At 68.3% G+C, this 19,038-nt stretch carries 19 protein-coding genes; 6 read left to right on the forward strand and 13 right to left on the reverse strand.

Features of this window, described 5'->3' with window-relative positions:
* Positions 1–106: 106 nt before the first annotated feature.
* Positions 107–1,513 carry an MFS transporter gene (locus ACFQ9K_RS07775; protein ID WP_378714954.1) on the forward strand — a complete coding sequence of 469 codons (1,407 nt, stop codon included), beginning with the start codon at positions 107–109 and terminating at the stop codon, positions 1,511–1,513.
* Here ACFQ9K_RS07775 and ACFQ9K_RS07780 read toward each other — a convergent pair.
* The 8 genes from ACFQ9K_RS07780 to ACFQ9K_RS07815 all read right to left on the reverse strand — a co-directional run bounded on the left by ACFQ9K_RS07780 (position 1,487) and on the right by ACFQ9K_RS07815 (position 8,843).
* Positions 1,487–1,975 (reverse strand): hypothetical protein, encoded by a 489-nt coding sequence (locus ACFQ9K_RS07780; RefSeq protein WP_378714952.1) that lies wholly within the window; start codon positions 1,973–1,975, stop codon positions 1,487–1,489. The two genes, ACFQ9K_RS07775 and ACFQ9K_RS07780, sit on opposite strands and share 27 nt — an antisense overlap.
* On the reverse strand, positions 1,972–3,204 hold the full coding sequence (locus ACFQ9K_RS07785) for a hypothetical protein (protein ID WP_378714950.1): 1,233 nt from the start codon (positions 3,202–3,204) through the stop codon (positions 1,972–1,974). The genes ACFQ9K_RS07780 and ACFQ9K_RS07785 overlap by 4 nt, the downstream gene beginning before the upstream one ends.
* A gap of 57 nt (positions 3,205–3,261) precedes the next feature.
* Positions 3,262–3,396, reverse strand: coding sequence for a hypothetical protein (locus ACFQ9K_RS07790; RefSeq protein WP_378714948.1), 135 nt, complete (start codon positions 3,394–3,396; stop codon positions 3,262–3,264).
* A gap of 422 nt (positions 3,397–3,818) precedes the next feature.
* Positions 3,819–4,190, reverse strand: coding sequence for a hypothetical protein (locus tag ACFQ9K_RS07795; RefSeq protein ID WP_378714947.1), 372 nt, complete (start codon positions 4,188–4,190; stop codon positions 3,819–3,821).
* A 482-nt stretch (positions 4,191–4,672) separates the two neighbouring features.
* Positions 4,673–5,116: a peptide-methionine (R)-S-oxide reductase MsrB gene (gene msrB, locus ACFQ9K_RS07800; RefSeq protein ID WP_378714945.1), complete on the reverse strand. Its 444-nt coding sequence runs from the start codon at positions 5,114–5,116 to the stop codon at positions 4,673–4,675.
* A complete protein-coding gene (locus tag ACFQ9K_RS07805) occupies positions 5,116–6,408 on the reverse strand; it encodes a glycosyltransferase family 87 protein (protein ID WP_378714944.1) in 1,293 nt (430 codons plus the stop codon). Before ACFQ9K_RS07805 ends, msrB begins: the two co-directional genes overlap by 1 nt.
* An 84-nt stretch (positions 6,409–6,492) precedes the next feature.
* Entirely contained in the window at positions 6,493–8,049 is a 1,557-nt protein-coding gene (locus ACFQ9K_RS07810; protein WP_378714942.1) for an alpha/beta hydrolase, read from the reverse strand.
* Between the two features lie 32 nt (positions 8,050–8,081).
* Positions 8,082–8,843 carry a pyrimidine reductase family protein gene (locus tag ACFQ9K_RS07815; protein ID WP_378715081.1) on the reverse strand — a complete coding sequence of 254 codons (762 nt, stop codon included), beginning with the start codon at positions 8,841–8,843 and terminating at the stop codon, positions 8,082–8,084.
* A gap of 35 nt (positions 8,844–8,878) precedes the next feature.
* On the opposite strand from ACFQ9K_RS07815, the gene zapE reads away from it, so the two are divergent.
* The gene (gene zapE, locus ACFQ9K_RS07820) at positions 8,879–9,895 is read left to right on the forward strand and encodes a cell division protein ZapE (RefSeq protein WP_378714940.1); all 1,017 of its coding nucleotides are present in this window, start codon (positions 8,879–8,881) and stop codon (positions 9,893–9,895) included.
* Between the two features lie 74 nt (positions 9,896–9,969).
* Complete coding sequence (locus ACFQ9K_RS07825; RefSeq protein ID WP_378714939.1) at positions 9,970–10,758, forward strand: tyrosine-protein phosphatase; 789 nt, start codon at positions 9,970–9,972, stop codon at positions 10,756–10,758.
* Position 10,759: 1 nt separating this feature from the next.
* Here ACFQ9K_RS07825 and ACFQ9K_RS07830 read toward each other — a convergent pair whose 3' ends face one another.
* The 3 genes from ACFQ9K_RS07830 to ACFQ9K_RS07840 are packed head-to-tail and all read right to left on the reverse strand — an operon-like array spanning position 10,760 to position 12,998.
* Positions 10,760–11,242, reverse strand: a complete 483-nt coding sequence (locus ACFQ9K_RS07830) for a GbsR/MarR family transcriptional regulator (protein WP_378714937.1) — start codon at positions 11,240–11,242, stop codon at positions 10,760–10,762.
* 58 nt (positions 11,243–11,300) lie between these two features.
* Complete coding sequence (locus tag ACFQ9K_RS07835) at positions 11,301–12,080, reverse strand: ABC transporter permease subunit (protein ID WP_378714936.1); 780 nt, start codon at positions 12,078–12,080, stop codon at positions 11,301–11,303.
* 33 nt (positions 12,081–12,113) lie between these two features.
* The gene (locus ACFQ9K_RS07840; RefSeq protein ID WP_378714935.1) at positions 12,114–12,998 is read right to left on the reverse strand and encodes an ABC transporter ATP-binding protein; all 885 of its coding nucleotides are present in this window, start codon (positions 12,996–12,998) and stop codon (positions 12,114–12,116) included.
* A 101-nt stretch (positions 12,999–13,099) separates the two neighbouring features.
* Between ACFQ9K_RS07840 and ACFQ9K_RS07845 the strand changes: the two genes are divergently transcribed.
* On the forward strand, positions 13,100–13,852 hold the full coding sequence (locus ACFQ9K_RS07845) for an alpha/beta fold hydrolase (protein WP_378714934.1): 753 nt from the start codon (positions 13,100–13,102) through the stop codon (positions 13,850–13,852).
* Here the strand turns inward: ACFQ9K_RS07845 and ACFQ9K_RS07850 are convergent.
* A complete protein-coding gene (locus ACFQ9K_RS07850; protein ID WP_378714933.1) occupies positions 13,845–14,393 on the reverse strand; it encodes a GNAT family N-acetyltransferase in 549 nt (182 codons plus the stop codon). The genes ACFQ9K_RS07845 and ACFQ9K_RS07850 overlap by 8 nt on opposite strands.
* Positions 14,390–15,604: an MFS transporter gene (locus ACFQ9K_RS07855; RefSeq protein WP_378714931.1), complete on the reverse strand. Its 1,215-nt coding sequence runs from the start codon at positions 15,602–15,604 to the stop codon at positions 14,390–14,392. Before ACFQ9K_RS07855 ends, ACFQ9K_RS07850 begins: the two co-directional genes overlap by 4 nt.
* A gap of 452 nt (positions 15,605–16,056) precedes the next feature.
* On the opposite strand from ACFQ9K_RS07855, the gene ACFQ9K_RS07860 reads away from it, so the two are divergent.
* Together ACFQ9K_RS07860 and ACFQ9K_RS07865 are read left to right on the forward strand one after the other, a co-directional pair.
* Positions 16,057–17,325 (forward strand): cytochrome P450, encoded by a 1,269-nt coding sequence (locus ACFQ9K_RS07860; protein ID WP_378726029.1) that lies wholly within the window; start codon positions 16,057–16,059, stop codon positions 17,323–17,325.
* Between the two features lie 46 nt (positions 17,326–17,371).
* Positions 17,372–19,009, forward strand: coding sequence for a flavin-containing monooxygenase (locus ACFQ9K_RS07865; RefSeq protein WP_378726031.1), 1,638 nt, complete (start codon positions 17,372–17,374; stop codon positions 19,007–19,009).
* Positions 19,010–19,038: the final 29 nt, after the last annotated feature.

Here is a 19,038-nt window from a genome sequence, read left to right on the forward strand (position 1 = left end):
GCGGTAGAGTCGGGCAAGTGACCGGTTGGTGCGCCTGGCTCGAGCAGCTCCCGGGCGCGGCCCATCACATCGTGGCGACCGCGACCGAGGCGCGTGCCGGGCGACGATGATCACGCGACGGAGCTTCTCGTCCAGCAGCGACCTTTCGTTGCGCGTGCCGGGGATCGTGCTGATCCTGGCGTGCGCGTTCGTTCCGATGATGGACACGTTCATCGCCGGCGTCGCGCTGCCGGGCATCCGGCGCGACTTCGGCATCGAGCAGGGCTCCGCCCTGCTGAGTCTGGTGCTGGTGGCTTATCTCGCGGGTTTCGGTTCGCTGCTGATCGTCGGCGGGCGGGTCGGTGACCGGTTCGGGCGGCGGCGGGTCCTGTCCTGGGCGGCGGCGGGATTCGTGGCCGCGTCGGGAATCTGTGCCGCGGCACCGGTTTTCGAGGTGCTGGTCGGCGGGCGCATGGTGCAGGGCCTCGCCGCGGGGTTCGTGATGCCGCAGGTGCTCGGGCTGGTCACCGCGCACGCGGGGGCGCGCCGCGACCGAGCGATCAGCTGGTATTCCTCGATGAGCGGGGTATCGGCACTGGTCGGTCTCATCGGTGGCAGCGCGCTGCTCGATCTGGTCGGCGGACCGGACGCGTGGCGGTGGCTGTTCCTGATCAACATCCCGGTCGGCGTCCTCGGGCTGATTCTGCTGCCGCGGCTGGTGCCCGACACCGAGCCGAACATCGACCAGTACATCGACGGTCGCGGCGGTGTACTGCTGTCGCTCACCGTGCTCGCGTTCTTGCTGACCACGGCGATGTCGACGGTTCTCGGCCCGTTCACCATCGCCCTCGCGGTACTCACCGTCGCCGTCGGTCTGGCCTGGGTGGCGCACCAACGGCGCTGTGCCGCAACGGGAAAGCCCACCGTGATTCCGCCGGGGATGTTCGCCGACCCCGAGCTGCGGTGGGCATTGGCACTGATGCTGCCCTTCTTCGCGGGCGCGGGCGGATTCCTCTACGCGCTACCGCAGACCTTGCAGGAGGGCCTCGGCCATGCGCCGCTGATCGCCGGCCTGCTGACCGCGCCGATGGCGGTGGGCTTCCTGTTCTCCTCGTTCGCGGTGCCGCGCATCCGCGGCAGGCTGGGGGTCGGCGCCATCGCGCTCGGCGCGTCGATCCAGGGCGTCGGCCTGGCGAGCATGGCGGTCGGCGTGCACGGCGCGTCCATCCTGCTGATGTGCGTGGCGATGCTGTTGATCGGCACCGGGCAGGGGATCACGCTGGGCACGATGAACGCGCACATGCTGTCGCTGGTGCCCCCGGGGTTCGCCGGCGTCGGGGGTGGCGTGCTGCTCACCGCGCAGCAGGTGTCGATCGCGACGGGCGCGGCTGTGCTGGGGACGGTGTTCGGTGTCGTGGTCCGCACGTCCGGTGAACCGGCCGGCCTGGTGACGGTGCTGATCGTGCAGATCGGACTGGCGATACTGGTGATCGCCGCGGCGGTCCGGTCAGCTCGACGCGTCGGCGGGCGCTAGCGCGGAGATCTCGGCGAGGCTGTGACCCATTTCCTCGTGCAGGAACCGCACCATGGTCCACCACCGGCCGCCCTCGGCGTCGAACTCACCGAAGCGGGCGCAGTACAACGGAATCCAGCGCAGGAACTGTTCGATCATCGCCTCGCGGGACGGCTGCCGCTGCCCGTAGGCGTCGTAGGAGATGGACCGATGATGGATGAAATGCCCACCGGGCAAACGGTTCTCGCATAGCTCGGCGTACTCGCGGGTCTGCAGGATGAGGTAGTGCCATACCTCGTCGATCGCCTGCTCGACGGGCAGGAACAGCCCGGTGAGTTCCTCGCGATGCGCGGAGACCAGGATCAGATAGCGCACCGCCTCGCGTATCTGGATGCGGGCGGTAGGCTCGTCCACCTGGTTGTGGTCGCGCACGTAACGGACCGTTTCTTCGTACAGATCGCCGAGGACGTCGTGATCGTTCATCGCGTGCTCCTTCCGCGGACCAGCCAGGCGTACTTGCCCGACTTGCCGATCGGTATGTGCTGGCGGTGCCGAACGGTGACCGGCGTGCCGGTCAATCGTGTTGTGGCGGCGGCGAGTTCGGCGGACGCCTGCCGGTCGAGCGGCGCGCCGTCGAAGGTCGTGTAGGCGAGTTCGGCGGACGCGTGTTCCACCGAGAGCTGATAGACGAATACCTCGTGGCTGATCGTCGCGATCACGTCGTCGAGTTCGGCCTGCGAGGTGATCGCGGTGTCGGTGACCAGCAGTTCCTTCTCGCGCCCGCAGAAGCGCACGATGCCGCTCGGGTCGGCCGAACCGTCGCTGGTGTGCACGCAGTCGCCGGTGTTGTAGCGCAGCAACGGCATGTACGGGTTCCGGATACTGGAGACGACGAGGCTGTGGATGCCCCGGGTGCCCGGTATCGGTTCGAGTTCGACCGTCATCTCATCCAGGTGCGGGTGGTAGCGGCCGTGCCGATCGCCGTAGTACAGATAGCCGAGCTCGGTGCTGCCGAACAGTTCGACGACGGGGCAGTCGAGCCGCTCGGTGAGGAAGCGGCGCACGTTGCGCGGGGTGAACTCGTAGCCGTGAATCGCGCTGACCGGCTGCGGGAATCGTCGCCCCGCGGCCAGCAGCAGATGGGCGGCGTGGTAGGACGAGCAATCGAGATGGTAACGGCGGTAATCGGTTTCGTTCTGCACGGCGGCGATCTCGGCGAGCATGGTGGTGACGGCGTCCGATGACCAGAGCGCGGGATCCAGGTGGCGGTTGACGTAGACGGTCCGGTCATCGAGCCTGCGGCGCGCGAGATCGCCCGGGTCGCCGCCCTTGGCCTCGTTGACCCGGGCCACGTGATCGGTGGCCAGTCGCGTGGTGACCGACACGCGGGGCGCGCCGGCGGCGAAGGTGTCGCCGATCTCCGGATGATCGCGCCACACCGTGTAATAGGACTTCAGCAGGAACAGCGGCGGCCGGATGAGCGGCATCCGGGCATGATTGGTGCCGGTGGACCAGACGTATTGCGCGGCACCGGAGGTCAGCGCTTCGGTGACCCGGGGGGTCATGAAGGAATCCGGAAACGTTTCGGCCAGATCGGCTTTGGTGATGATCGGGTAGGCGTTCGCGGCCGCGTAGTCCCGATAGAACGGGATGTCGCGGGTCGCCTCGACGAAGGCGGCGGGCAAGGGACGGGTCGCGGCGGTATCGGTCATGGTGGTCCTGAGCCGGACGAGGCCGAGCCGGAAGCCTGCTCGGCCCCGCGACCGCGACTAGGAGATGCAGCCCGCCTTGGAAATACAACCCGCCTTGGAGATGCAGCCGTCCTTGCTTCCGGATTCGGAGTTGACGGCCACCCACCTGTCCCAGTTGGCGTCCTGCGCGAGGGTCTTGATCAGATCGTTCATTGGGAGCATCCTTCGATCGATGTAATCTGCCTGCCTTCTTAGGGTAAAGCAATAGTAAAGCCGACGCGGTGGATATGGTCAGAGTCACATCAGCGGGATGCTCGTCGCAGTGAGGCCGGCACCCGCCCACCGACAATGATCGCTCGACCCACAGGCATCTTGGTTTGTCGCTGGTCCGAATCGGCGTTCGGCGCGGTTGCTGGTCGATTGATCACGAGAACTGGTGTAGGCATCCGTCGAGAAGTCACCTACGCCAGTTCCTCGTGATCAGTTGTCCAGCAGCGTATTTCGGGGACGCCGCTCCGCTGAACGTGCGCACATGCCGAGTCGAGCGCCGAGATCGCCGGCCCTTCCGGGCGAAAGGCGGGCGCGTTGGTCTCGGCGATGTATATCGTTCTGGCCGATGGAGATTCCGGGCGGTACTAGTCGCGGTGCGGGTCGCGCCGGGGTGATTGATCGGTGGTGCCGCGTCGTGGCCGGCGGCGGCGCACCAGCACGAACACCGCGCCGCTGAGCCCGACCACGACGAACACCAGGATCAGCTTGCCGAGGCCGGTGAGCACACCGGCGATCGCCCCCAGGACGAGGACCGCGGGGAGAATGGCGTAGGCGGCGACGATCTCGAGCACACCGAGGAACCCGCCGTCCGCCCGACCTGAATCGGCCAGTGACTGGCCGAAGTCGGCAACCGAGTGACCGTAGAGCGGATAGGTGAGGGCGGCTAACGCGATGAGCGCGAGCAGCGACCACCAGCGGTACTTCGTGACGAGACCGCGCGGGGTGCGCTCGGACATTGCCCGGCTCTTTTCGTTTGCTCGAGCCGCCGTGCGGCTCAGGCTACGCCCGTGGTGCTCAGCACAAACGCTGTGCAGACCTCCCAGGTTCCTTTGTCGTCCTGCATGAGCACGAAGGTGCCAACGTGGTCGCTGACAGTTTGCCCGGAGCCGTGGTCGAGCCGGACCCGTCCGTCGATGCGGCCGCCGCTACGTAGGCGATCGGACAGGCACCGTTTACCGCTTCGAACCCGCAGAACCCACCGTCCCACACGATCTGCTCGACTCGGCTAGAGGTGCTCTGTGGCCAGGTGTCCTGCGCGCGCGTTGGCAGGAACCGGCGTTCGGCGACCAGCCCGGAAAGTTGTGGTGGAAGGGCGGCAGCGGATTCGAACACTTCGCGTCAAGGGAAGAGCTCAAGCGTCGTTACCGCGAGGAGTTCCAGCGCCTGCCCGACCTCGAAATCCTCACCCGGTGCCTGCGGGCGATTGAACCCTGCCGTTCTAGCCGGCCGAACCCTCAGCAGGCTGCAACCGCAACGAGATGGAGTTGATGCAGTAGCGCTTGTCGGTGGGGGTGTTGTAGCCCTCGCCTTCGAAGACGTGGCCGAGGTGGCTGTGGCAGTTGGCGCACAGGACCTCGACTCGGCGCATGCCGAGGGTGTCGTCGGGCTTGAGGATCACCGCGTCGGAGGCGGCCGGGTCGAAGAATGACGGCCAGCCGCAGTGGGAGTCGAATTTCTCGGTGCTGCGGAACAATTCGGCTCCGCAGGCCCGGCATGCGTAGACGCCCTCGGTCTTGGTGTCGGTGTATTCGCCGACGAAGGGACGTTCGGTCGCGGCCTCGCGCAGTACCGCGTACTCCTCCGGGTTCAGCTTGAGGCGCCATTCCTGGGGCGTCAGCTGGATCCGCGGCGCGGGCAGGGACGTATCGGCTTCGGAACTCATCACTCCACGCTAATCGGTTTCGCCACCGTCGGCGCGGAACCGTTCGCCGAGCCGGCCGAATCGGCCGCGGCCGGGACCGGCTTGATCCAGGTCGGGTCGATGCCGAACTCGAGCCGCCCTTCCCGCTTGGCGGCCAGGTACCGATCGCCGAGCACGCAGAAGACGACGACCAGCAGCAGCCCCCAGCCGAAGGTGATGCGCAGGTACTCGAGGTCGCGGCCGATGTGCTGCCAGCGATCCGAGAGCCATTTGTCGTAACTCATGAACCCGAACACCGCCAGCCAGGCCGGCCAATTGCGCAGCACCGAATTGCGCAGCACCACCGTCATCAGGAACGGGAACAGCATCATCGAGTAGTACATCTGGCCCAGCGAGGGCAGCAGGAACATCGCGGTGAGCAGCACGCCGGAGGACGTGCAGACGAAGAACAGTTCGTCCTCGCGGTAGTAGCGCCACAGCAACCACAGCGAGATGGCGACCAGCACGCCCATGCCCAGCCGCATGAACCAGATCAGCCACGGCGCCACCCCGTAGTACTCGCCGTTGCCCGCGATCGCGCTGTTGAAGTAGTCGCGCGTCTCGAACAGGTAGGGCGCGGTGTGGGTGAAGAACTTCTCCGGGTCCTTCGACATCGGCCAGGCGATGGCGGTCAGCACGATCGGCACGCCGAGCGCGGTGATGAACACCTTCCACTGCCCGCGCACCAGCGCGATCAGCAGCAACGGCACCAGCGTCGGTTTCACCGCGATGCTCAACCCGAGCGCCACGCCCGCCCAGAGATCCCGGCGTTTGAGCAGCAGATGCAGGAACAGCAGCTCGGCCAGCAGGATGCACCCGTTCACGTTGGTGAAGACCAGCGTGTTGGTGACCGTCTCCGACATGAACATGGCGAGCAGCAGCACCGGCGCGACCACCGAATTCACGGTGAACCGGAACAGGCGCAGCAGCAGGTACCAGGCCAGGATGATCGCGGCCGCGTTCAGCAGGATGAACAGCCAGCGGGCCTTTTCGTAGTCGTGCACCCACGCCACCGGCGCGATGAGCAGCGTGCCGCTGGGGTAGTAGAGGTAGTGCGGGTCGACCGAGTCGAAGTTGGCCGTGTACACCGGTCGCCCGTTGAGGAAATCGAGCGAGGCCTGGTACACGGGCCGGAAGTCGTCGGTGATGAAACCGTTGACAGCCTTGATGAACACCCGGTTCAACACGGTCATGACCGCGAAGGGCCAGAGTGCGAACTTGATCACCTCGGCGGTGGTGCGAGCAGTGCGGGGCTCGAGCTGTCGAAGTAACACTGGGGCACGGTACACCGGATCACGTTCTCGCGGTTGCCCGGACCTGTTCGACGCGCCGCTAGAGGCGCTATTCGGGCGGCCGGATCAGGCCGGGCAGGCGGTCCCGTCGGCGGGCAGCTTCGCGTCCTTCAGATAGTCGACCAAGGCGCGCTGCGCACACGCCGAGTGCGTGGACACCGGATGGCCCCAGCCCTGCCAGGTGAGTCCGGCATGCCGCGCCCCGGCCGCGCCGAGCGCGCCGGAGACCGAGGCCTGCCCGGCATTGCCGACCACCGGATCGGCGACGCCGCCGAGCACCAGCACCGGAATGCCGAGCTTGTCCGGCATCGGCGGCGCGGTGGACACCGGCCAGGCCGCGCAGGCCATCAGCCCGATCGCCGTGTTCTTGCCGAACACCGGGTACTTCGCGCCCCAGGTGCTCATCAGTTCCTTCGCCTTGGTCGGCGTGGGCGGCTGCTGAGTGTCGGTGCAGCGGTTGACGAATTGACCGTCGCCGCCGACCGCCGCGGACTCGCGCTGGATCAGGTTGCCGAGCGCGCCGCGATCGCCGCGCCCGGCGGCGGACAGCGCGTCGGCCAGTTCCCGGACCCGGTTGGCCTGGTCGGCCCGCGGACTGCCGAGGAACCCGGACACCGCGGTGAGCAGCGCGTTGGCCGAGATCTCGCCCAGCCCACCGGAACCGGCGCGGGTCACCAGATCGGTGATCGCGGCGCGCGGATCCGGGCCCAGCGAGCAGTTGACCGCAGTGCAGCGCTGGGCGAACGCGGTCAGCGCCGCCTCCGCGCCTTCCAATTGCTGCTCGGCCCTGGTGATCGAGTCGGCGCCGACCGCCTCGGGGGAGTCGACGACGAGCCGGGCCAGATGGTCGCTGTACCTGCGCGCGTAACTGAGCGCGACCTTCGCGCCGTTGCCCGAACCGAGCAGCGCGACGTGCTCGACCTGCCACTGCCTGCGCAGCTGTTCGATGTCGTCGGCGGCGTGCTGAGCGTCGAACGCGCCCTCGTACGGCTGCAGGAAGTCGCGGCAGGCGATGGTGCCGTCCTGGCTGAACGTGGTCATCGCCTCGACGGGATCGTTTGCGCCGGGACCGAATTGGGCGTTGTCGGCCAGACCCTTGCGCACCTCGGGCGGCAGGCAGTCGATCGGCTGCGAGCTGCCGATGCCGCGCCGGTCCACCGCGACGATCGGGCGGGCGGCCAGCAGCGCGCTCGCCGGCCCGGCGGCCAGCCCGGCGAGGGTGGCGGTGGAGGAGCGGTCGGTGCCGGAGGTGAGGATCATCGGCGCGGCGTCCGCGGGGGTCTGCGGCAGCCGGGCCCGCATCGCCGCGGCGCGGAAGTTGCCGAGCACGCCGCCGCTCGCGTCGATCGGGGTGGTGTATTCCGCGCAGTCGAGCACCAGCCCGGCGGGGGCCGGGCCGAGGCCGAGCAGATCCAGCGTCGGCGTCGTGCAGTCCTTCCACGCCAGATCCGTCTTGGGCAGTTCGGCGGCCGGCGGCGGGGGCGCGGCGACCGAGGTCGGGGCGATGCCGCCGGCCTGTTGGCGCTCGACGGCGACGCCGGGACGGTCGGAGGGTCCCGCCCCGCATCCGGCGATCATGATCGAGAGTGTCGCGGCCAGCACGACGGCCCGAGTCCAGCGCATGCGCTACAGCCTGCCAGGTTCGGGCGGTTGTTTCATGCACGGGCCCATCGGGTCAGCATCGTGCCGTCGTCGTCGAGCAAGATATGCGCGCGGGACATGCGGCGGTGGAACTCGTGCGCGGACAGCGAAATTCGCCGGGCCGTGCCGCCGACCAGCAGGGGAGCGGTGGTCAGGCACAGCTCGTCGACCGCGTCGGCGGCCAGCAGTTCGCCGAACAGATGGGGCCCGCCCTCGCACAGCACGCGCAGCAATCCGCGTTCGCCGAGCACGCGCAGCAGCGCCTTCGGGGTCACCGCGACGTCGCCCGCCTCGATCACGTCCGCGCCCGCGTCGGTCAGTTGCCGCTTGCGATCGGCGGGGGCGGTGGTCGTGGTGATGATCAACGGCGGGACCGTCGTGTCGGTGAGCAGCCGGGCGCCCAGATCGATCGCCGCGCTGGCGCTGACCACGGCGATCGGCGGCGCGGTGCCGTCCGGGTGCCCGCCGATGCCGCGCCGGTGCAGCGCGCGCCGGTACTCCGGATCGGTCCTGGCGCCGCCGTAGTTCTCCGAGCGCACCGTGCCCGCGCCGACGAGCACCACATCGGCCAGCTCGCGCAGCATCAGGAACACGGCCTTGTCGGCCGGCGTGCCGAGCCCCTCGGACTGACCGTCGCTGGTCGCGCCGCCGTCGATGCTGGACACGAAATTCGCGCGGACGAACGGTTCGCGCAGTTCGGCCGGGTACGCGTACAACTGGGCGAGCTCGTCCGGGCGCAGGTCTGTGAGCTGGATCGCATTGTGGATACGCTGCATGGAGGTAGATCTCACCACGTCATTAGGCTCTGCACATGCAAGAACGCCTCGTCGACCGCCACCCTGAGGTTCCGGCCGACCAGCTCGTCGCCCAGATGGTGCCCCCGCCGATGTTCGACGAGGTCAGCTTCGGCTCCTACATTCCCGACCCCAAGGAGCCGAGCCAGGCGGCGGCGGTGCGCAAGGCCGAACAGTTCGCCGGCGAGGTCGCCAAGATCCATCAGGCGGTGAACAAGAAGAGCCTGTTCGGCAAGAAGAAGCAGGTGTCCGGGGCGGGGCTCTACCTCGACGGCGGGTTCGGCGTCGGCAAGACCCACCTGCTCGCCTCCATCTTCCACAGCGCGCCCGCGCCGAAGTCGTTCGGCACGTTCGGCGAGGTGACCAATCTCGTTGGCGCCCTTGGCTTCACCAGTGCGGTGGAGCGGTTGTCGGCGAACAGCGTGCTGTGCATCGACGAGTTCGAGCTCGACGATCCCGGCGACACCATGCTGGTCTCGCGGCTGCTGACCGAGCTGTCGGCGAAGGGCGTGTCGATCGCCGCGACCTCCAACACGCTGCCGGGTCAGCTGGGCGAAGGTCGTTTCGCCGCACAGGATTTCCTGCGCGAGATCAAGAAGCTCGGTTCGATCTTCGAGCCGGTGCGGGTCGACGGCCCGGACTATCGGCACCGCGATCTGCCGCCCGCGCCGGAGCCGACCTCGTCGGCGGTGCTGACCGAACGGGCCGCTGCCACACCGGGTTCCACGCTCGACGACTTCGACGCGTTGCTGAAGCATCTGAGCACCCTGCACCCGTCGAAGTTCGGTGCGCTGATCGCCGGGGTGTCGTCGGTGTTCATCGCGAACGTGCATCCGGTCACCGATCAGGCGGTGGCGTTGCGCGTGGTGGTGCTGGCCGACCGGCTCTACGACGCGAGCATCCCGGTCACCGTGTCCGGGGCCAAGCTGGACCAGATCTTCTCCCCGGAGATGCTCGACGGCGGGTACCGCAAGAAGTATCTGCGGGCGATCTCGCGCCTGCTCGCGCTGTCGCGCTTCGAGGTCCCCGCGTAAACCCCCTGGTTTGAACCGGCGATGTTTCATTTGGTTTGCTGGGGTCTCGGGGGACCGATGATTGGAGCACTCGCATGACCCGCACGCTTCGCACCCCGATCGCGCTGGCCGCCGGGTTGGCCGTCGCCTTCGGGCCCGTGACCGGCGCCGCGCTGGCCGAACCGCCGGCCGCCTCGACGCTCGCGTTCGACCGTTCGCTGAACTTGCAGGGCGTGCAGAATGCTCGTGACCTCGGCGGATACCGGACCGGCACGGGCAAGACGGTCCGCACCGGGCTGGTCTACCGCACCGGCCAGCTGAACAACGCCACCCCCGCCGACCTCGCCGAACTGACCGGCCGCCAGGTCCGCGTCGTCGACGACCTGCGCACGGTCTACGAACGCGCCCTCGGCCCGGACAAGGTGCCCGCCGGCGCGACCGCGAACTGGGACGACGTCATCGGCCAGGCGCCGCCCGAGGTCATGGCCACCACCCTGACCGGCGGTGACAGCCTCTATCGCGCGTTCATCACCGCGCCCGGCGCCAATCAGGCGTTCGCCTCGGTGCTGCGCGACATCATCGATACCGATGGCGCGGTCCTGTTCCACTGCACCGCGGGCAAGGACCGCACCGGCTGGACCGCCGCCGTCCTGCTCACCCTGCTCGGCGTCGACCGGGACACGGTCAACCAGGACTACCTGCTGTCCAACCAGTACCGCAACGCCAACCCGAACGACCCGATCAACGGCGTCCAGCAGCCCTGGCTCGACGCCGCCTTCGACCAGGCGAACCAGACCTACGGCAGCTTCGACAACTACGTCCGCGACGGCCTGAAGCTCACCGACGCCGACCGCACCGCCTTGAAGACCAAGCTGCTCGCCTGACTCAGGCGCGCCGCTCCGCGTACCAGCGGTCGATCAGGGCGGGGAGTTCCTTGCCCATCCAGACGAAGAATTCGTGCGTTTCGCGGACGCGGGCGGCTTCGGGGCCGTTGGGGTCGTCGAAGAGGGCGAGGCCGCGGGAGGTCATGGTGGTGAGGTCGTTGTACATGCCGCTCTGCTGGCGGGTGAGTTCGGGCAGGATGCCGGGGCGGATGGCGTAGTAGTCCTTGCGGTCGCCGGGCTTGGAGATCTTGTCCACCCAGCGCATGGTGACGAGCGCCTTGAGCGCGCCGGAGATGGAGCCCTTGGACGCTTGCAGCGCGTCGGCGATCTGGCCGAAGGTCTGTTCCGGCGGCTCGGCGACGAGCAGCCAGCCCGCCGCGCGGCCGGTCATCCGGACCAGGCCCATGCGTTCCAGGACCAGCGCGAAATCCTCCACGAAGGCCAGCTGTTCCGGGGTGGGGGCGATGTCGTCCGTGGAACTCATGGACCGAGTATCCCTTCGGTAGTAAGGATTACGGCAAACCGGGCGGGGGCCGTGTCGGTCACACCGCGAGGTCGCGGCGTTCGAACGCGCCGAGCGCGAGCACGAAAGCCACCGCGGCGAGCACGATCAGGACCGCCAGGTGCAGACCGTTCCACCCGTTCACCAGCGGCGAGCTACCGTTCGCGTAGTAGAACGGCGACAGCTTGCGCAACCACGCACCGCCGTCGAACATGCCGCCGAGATTGTTCGCCAGATAGCCCGCCACCGCCACCAGCGACGCGAGTCCCAGTGTCAGCGCCCGCTTTCCGGTGATCGCGCCGAGCAGCAGCGTGATGGTGCCGACGGCGAGGACCAGCAGGCCGAGCCCGGTGCTCGCGGCCAGGATGTGCCCGGCGGGGACGTTCATCTTGCCCGCGTTCGCCCCGGCCAGCACGCTCAGCGTGAGCACGGCGGTGACCGCCGCGGTCTGCACGGTGAGCGCGGCAAACCGCTGGGCCAGCAGGTTCATTCGGCCGATCGGCTGGGCGAGCAGCAGATCCAGCATGCCGTTCTCCTCCTGGGTCACCGACCTGGTCGCGAACGTCACCGCGAAGATGATCAGCAGCGACACGCCCATCAGGGAGAAGATCGTCGAGTTGAGATAGCCTGCGGCGCTGGCGAAGTCGCTCAGACCCATCGCCTCGTACATCCGGTTCTGCTTGATGTCGAGGGAGCCCTGCTCCTTGAGCGTCTGGTAGGACGGCAGATACATCAGCGGCACGATGGCCATGCCGATCGACCAGCCGATCAGCCCGCGCCGCTGTTCCTTCAGTGTCTGGGTGAAGATTGAGCGAGTCATGACGAGTTCTCCTGTGCGGATGAGTGATTCGAGTCAGCGGCGGTAGCGGCTGAAGAAGATCTGTTCGAGGTCCGGCTCGGTCGAGAGCACGCTCACCAGCTGGTATTTGGCCGCGGTCTTGAACAGCTCGTCGACCTCGCCCTCGGTGGTGCAGCGCACCGTCTTTCCATCCACGTGCAGGTCCCGCACGCCGGGCAGCCGGGCGAAGTCGTCGGGGAACACGTCCGCGCCGAACACCAGCTCGACCGAGCGCGGCGACCGGCGGCGCAGATCGTCCACGTTCTCGGTGCCGAGCAACTCCCCGGCGCGCATGATGACCGCGCGATCGGCGGTCTGCTGCACCTCGCTGAGCACGTGCGAGGACATGAACACGGTCTGCCCGTTGTCCTTGGCCTCGCGCACCATATTCATGAACCGTTGCTGCAGTAGCGGATCCAGGCCGGAGGTGGGTTCGTCCAGGATCAGCAGTTCGGGCCGGTGCATGAACGCGGCGACGATGCCGACCTTCTGCTTGTTGCCCTTGGACATCGCGCCGACCTTGCGGGACAGGTCCAGGTCGAGCAGCTCGGCCAGCTCGTTGATCCGCCCGGCGGGCACGGTGCCGCGCTGATCGGCGAGGAAGCGCAACAGGTCGCGCGCGGTGTTGCGTCCCTCGATCGCCAATTCGCCCGGCAGATAACCGATCCGCTGGCGCAGCCCGGCCCCGCCTGCCCGGGGCTCGACACCGAGCACCTCGACGCGGCCCGCGGTGGGCCGGATCAGATCGAGCAGAATGCGGATGGTGGTGGACTTGCCCGCGCCGTTGGGGCCGAGGAAACCGAACACCTCGCCCGGCTGCACCTCTAGGTCGAGGTCGGCGATGGCGATGTGCCTGCCGTAGCGCTTGGTCAGTCCTTCGGTGCGGATCGCGGCGGTCATGGCGGCTCCTGAGTGCTGTTTGTTCTGCAAGGAACGATGTGTTCAGTAAATACTGAACAAGGAGAACATGTCAATCCGGGGCCGCGCATTACGATCCGGTCATGACGAAGTTCACGACGTGGGACGGCCTGGAACTCAACTATCGGGTGTGGGAGGGCGAGGGCGTTCCGGTCGTGTTGCAGCACGGCGTGGTCGCGGACACCAACGCGAACTGGATGAGCACCGGCGTGGTCGGCGCTTTGCAGGCGGCTGGGCGCACCGTGGTGTCGCTCGACGCACGCGGGCACGGGCGTTCGGCCAAGCCGCACGACGCGGCGCAGTACTCGTGGGAGTTCATGGCCAAGGACGTGCGCGCGCTGTACGACGAACTGGGCTTCGATCGGGTTGTGCAGGTGGGGTATTCGATGGGCGCGATCATCTCGCTGCTGGTCGCCGCGTCGGATGAGCGGGTCGAGCGGCTGGTCATCGGCGGGGTGGGGTCCGGCGTGCTGGACTGCGGCGGCGTCGATCGCCGGGTCGTCGAGCTGACCGATCTGCAGACCGCGATGCGGGACGACAACGCGGGCGCGCCCTCGACCGCGATGATGTTCCGGATCCTCGCGGACGCGGTGCACGCGGACCGGCAGGCGATTCAGGCGGTGGCGACCGGGCTCGATTCCCGGCCGATCAGCGGCCTGGCCGAGGTCACCGTGCCGACCCTGGTGCTGGCCGGCGACAACGATCCGTTCGCCGCCGAGCCCGAGCGGCTCGCCGACGCGCTGCCCGAGGCGGCGCTGCACGTGGTGCCCGGTGACCACCTGATGGCCGTGATCGCGCCGAGTTTCCACAGCGCGCTGGTGGACTTCGTCAAGTGAGCGGGAAAACCAGCCGCATCAGATAGTCATCGTGGCGTTGGCTACCGACGGTGTTCGTCTTGGTGCCGACCGTGTCGAACCCGTGTTTGCGGTAGAACCGCACAGCCCGCGCGTTCTCCTGGTTGACACCGAGCCACACCCCGGCAAACGCACCCTCGCGGGCGCGCTCCAAGCAGGCGTACATCAACGCGGTCGACACCCCGGTGCCGTGATGCCCAGGCATCACATACATCTTGTTGATCTCCACCACCGGCCGCAGCCCCACCGCCGCGGCCACGGCCGGATCCGCTGGATCGCCGGCGATGAGCATCGCGTAGCCGACGATCTCGTCGCCCGCAACGGCTTTCAGCACGGTCACGGCCGGATCGCTGAGGTACTCGCCGAACCGTTCCCCGGATAACGCCTCGGTGATGAAGATGTCGATGTCGTCGGCGGTCGCCTCCGGTGGGCAGGCGAGCGGAAAGGTCGCCGCCGCAACGTCACTGAGTTCTTCGGCGTCCCACAGGCCGGCCCGGTCGACGGTGACTGGGATGTTGCTCATGAATCCAGTAGAGCATGATCACCCGGAGAGGTGGGATGTTTGTCCGCATCGGGCCGGGTGTGGAACACCCGCGCCAACCCGATCAGCGCCGCCGCGAACAGCAGCGGGATGAGGAAGCCGATCCGATGCCCGAAGCCGGCCGCGACCGCGCCGACCACCCCGCCACCGACCAGCGTGCCCGCGTAGTTGAACAGATTCAGCCGGGCGATGAGCGCGTCCAGTCCGCGCCCACTGGTCAGCTGCCCGGCCTCGCTGAAGCACAGCGGCGCGATCACCGGCATGCCGATGCCCGCGATCAGGAAGCCGACGATGGCCACGACCGGCCCGGGCGCGGCGATCACGATCGCCAGTCCGGTCACCCCGATCGCCGCCGCGGTCCGCACCACGCGCCGCGGCCCGAACCGGCGCACGAACAGATCGCCGGTCAGCCGCGCGATGAGCGACGTGCCCTGATACGCGGCCAGCGCGAGGGCCGCGGTCGCCGAACTGGCCAGCAGGTCGTCGGTCAGATACAACGCGGACCAGTTGCCGACGGCCAGGTCGATCGCGAACACCAACGCCATCGCGATGCCGAACACCAGATACGCCCGCAACGCGACCGGCGGCGGTTCGACGACCTCCTCGGCCGGGCCCGCCTCGGCCTCCTGCGGGCCCAGCAGCCGCGGCCCGAGTAGCAATCCGATCACGAGCACGATCCCCGCCGCGCCGAGCAACGACTCGCGCAGCGTCACCTCCAGCGCCTCGCACCCCGACACGAACAGCGCACCGATGATCGACCCGGCACTCCACGCCGCGTAGAACGACGACAGCACGAACTTCCCGTACCCGTGCTGAATGAACACCGCCTGCATATTGGTGCTCGCGTCGACGATGCCGACCGCGATCCCATAGCAACTGAGCCCGGTCATCAGGACCGCCGTATTCGGCGCGAACGCCACCGCGGTCCCGGTGATCGCGATCAGCGACAGCCCGATCCGCACCGTCACCCGGCTCGACCAGCGCAACGCCAACCGTTCCGCGGCCACACTCCCGCCGCCGGCCAGCAGCGACACCAGCACCACCGACCCGACGATCAACCCGTCCGACAGCCCGAACTTGTCCTTCTGCTGCGGCAACTGGGTCAACACCACGGCGAAGAAGAACCCCTGCAACCCGAACGCGAACGAGTTCGCGATCCGGGCGCCCCGCAGGACGGGCGCGATCGAACTCATCTGCGCAGGGTAGCGGGGTAACCGAGGCCGCGCGCGCCGAATCAACCGGGTGCGCCCCGCGACCGGCGATCACCACGCGCCCTAGACAAGGACGCGCTCGCACGGCCGCGCACGAGAACCCGACCGCTGCACCATCCCGCCCCGGTCCCCGAGCGACGCAGCCGCACCCCTTCTGATACGCCGCACGCCTTTTGATTTCCCGCACCGAAATTCGCATGCGACTTCAGGTGCGGGAAATCAAAGGCGTGCGGCTGCGTGCGGCTGCGGCTGCGTGCGGCTGCGGCTGTGTGCGGCTGCGGCTGCGGCTGCGGCTGCGTGCGGGTGCGGTGCAGTGGCGATCGGCGTTCGCGATCGGGCGGATGGGGGTGGCGACGTTCGCGGTGTGCGGGGTGGGGGGCGTGTCACCATCGAAGGGGCGTAGCGGTATTCGCGAAACGGGGAGGTCGGCGTCGATGAGAGAGTTGCCAGCGGAATTCTTCAGCACGCCGTATCCGTTTTACCGCCGGCTGCGGTCGGACGGTCCGGTGCATCGGATCAGCTTGCCCACCGGGGTGCGCGCGTGGCTGGTCGTCGGCTACGACGCGGCCAAGGAGGTGCTGCGCCATCCCGATATCCGCAAGGATCCGAACACCGCCGCGGGCGCCGAGGCCCGGCATTCCGCCTCCGGCGCCAGCGGGGTCACCTCGGCCAATCGGCGGTCGAGCTACCACCTGCTCAACGCCGATCCGCCGCGGCACGCGCGCCTGCGCAAACTGGTCGCCCCGGCGTTCGCCCCGGCCAGGATGGCGGCGCTCGAGTCGCGGGTGGTGTCCATCGCGGACGGACTCCTCGATCGGATCGCCGCCGCGGGCGCCGCCCGGGTGGACCTGTTGGAGCAGTACGCCTTTCCGCTGCCCATCACCGTGATCTGCGAACTGCTCGGCGTGCCCGTCGAGGACCGCGCGCAGTTCCGCGACTGGTCCACCGCCGTGGTCGACGTCTCGATGTCGGAGCCGGCGGCCATGCGCACCGCGACCGACGCCCTCGTCGCGTACTTCGACCAGCTGGTGGCCTTGCGCCGCACGCGTGGTCTCGGCGACGACCTGATCTCGCACATGCTCACCGCCGCCGAGGACGGCGACCGGCTCAGCCTCGACGAACTGATCTCGATGGCGTTCCTGATCCTGGTCGCCGGGCACGAGACGACGGTCAACCTGATCGGCAACACCGTGCTCACCCTGCTGACCGACCCGCCGCGCTACCGCGCGCTGGCCGAGGACCCGGACTCCGTCACGCCGTTGATCGAAGAGGTGCTGCGCCACAACGGCCCGGTGAACATCGCGACCCTGCGCTACACCGGCGCCCCGATCACCCTCGGCAGCACCGACATCCCCGCGGGCGAACTCGTGCTGGTCGCACTCGGCTCGGCCAATCGTGACGAACGTCATTTCACCGAACCCACGACCTTCGATCCGGGCCGCCCGGCCAACCACATCGCCTTCGGCCACGGCATCCACTACTGCCTCGGCGCAGGCCTGGCCCGGCTGGAGGCCCGCGTCGCCCTTACCCGCCTGGTCGCGCGGTTCCCCGACCTGCGCCTGGCCGTCGACGCGGGCGAACTGCGCTGGCGGGAGAGCATCCTGATCCGCGGGCTGCTCGAGCTGCCGGTCCATCCGGCGCGTCCGAGCGGCGCCCCGGCGCGCTGGACCCGCGCCCAGGTGCTGAATCGAATCGCCGATTAGGGCAACCGACTTTGCTGTGGCCCGTAAGCGACGTAATCTCCTGCGCATGACGAGCGGAAACCGCATCGCGATCGTTGGTGCGGGTATCGCAGGTCTTGCCTGCGCGAAAGTGCTGATCCAGAAGGGTTTTCCGGTCGAGATCTTCGACCGTTCGCCCGATGTCGGTGGCGTGTGGAGTGCGACCCGCAGGTACCCGGGGCTGCGAACCCAGAATTCCAAGAACACCTATCACTTCTCCGACTTCCCGATGCCCTCGGACTATCCGAAGGTGCTCGACGGCGAACAGATGCAGGCGTATCTGGCCGCCTACGCCGACCACTTCGGCCTGCGCGAGCACCTGCGGCTCAACACCGAGGTCGTCGCCGCGGACCCGGTGGACAGTGGCTGGCTGCTGGAGATTCGCGATCGGGACGGTGTCCATCGCACGTCCTGCGATCACCTGGTCATCGCCAACGGGGTGTTCAGCGAGCCCGCGATGCCGGACTTCCGCGGCATCGAGCTGTTCCGCGCCGCGGGCGGTCAGCTGGGGCACGTGTCGGAGTTCCTGGACGTCGAGGCGGTGCGCGGCAAGTCCGTGGTCGTCGTCGGTTACGGCAAGTCCGCCTGCGACATCGCCGAGGCGGTGAGCGACGTCGCGGGTTCGACCACCGTGGTGGCGCGCCGCCTGCTGTGGAAGATGCCGCGCAAGCTGGCCAAGGTGCTCGATTACGAGCGCCTGATGCTGACCCGCCTCGGCGAGGCGCACTTCCACCACATGGAGCCGGGCCGGATGGACCGCTTCCTGGACGGCCCCGGAAGTTCGTTCCGGATCAGCAATCTCGACCTGATCCAGGAACTCGCCACCAAGCACATGAACCTGCGCGAGCTCGGCCTGGTGCCGGAGGGCCGGTTCGAGCAGATCGCCGAGAGCACGGTCAGCCTCGCCACCGAGAACTTCTACGAGCAGGTCGCGAACGGCCGGATCGTGGTGCAGCGCGACACCACCATCACCGAGATGCGTGGCGGTGGCGGTCAGCAGCCCGCCGTGCAGCTGGCCAACGGTCAGGTCATCCCGGCCGACATCGTCGTCTGCGCCACCGGATTCCAGCAGCGGGTGCCGTTCCTGACCCCGTACGTGCAGCGCAGGCTCACCGACGAGCACGGCAACTTCCGCCTGCACCGGCAGATCCTGCCGCTCGACGTGCCGAATCTGACCTTCGCCGGCTACAACTCGTCGGTGATCAGCACGCTCAACGCCGAGGTCGGCGCACACTGGACCGCCGCGCTGCTGGCCGGCCAGATCGACCTGCCGCCGCGCGAGCAGACGACCGAGCAGATCGACGCCCGGCTGCGCTGGACCGAGGAGCGCACCCGCGGCCACCACGCGCACGGCACCGTGATCACGCCCTTCTCCATTCGCAACATCGACGACATGCTGGCGGACCTGAAGTTCCGGCTGCCGTTGCGCACCCGGGCGGCCCAATGGTTCCGCACGGTTCGCCCGGAGTCCTACCGCGGGCTCACCACCAAGCACGAGTCCGTCGATGCCGCGCCGCCGGCGCACCCGGTGACCCAGCACGCCGACGTCGCCGCACCCGGCCCGAGCCTCGGCGCGCCCAGGCCGCCGGATCTCGGCGTGCCGCCGTCGCACGACCTGAGCACCGGCATGCCCGGCGATCTGCTGCACGGTTCGCAAGGCAAATAGGCGAATTCGAGTCGACGACTGGTAAACGC

Source organism: Nocardia sp. NPDC056564 (assembly GCF_042793755.1).
Lineage (GTDB): Bacteria > Actinomycetota > Actinomycetes > Mycobacteriales > Mycobacteriaceae > Nocardia.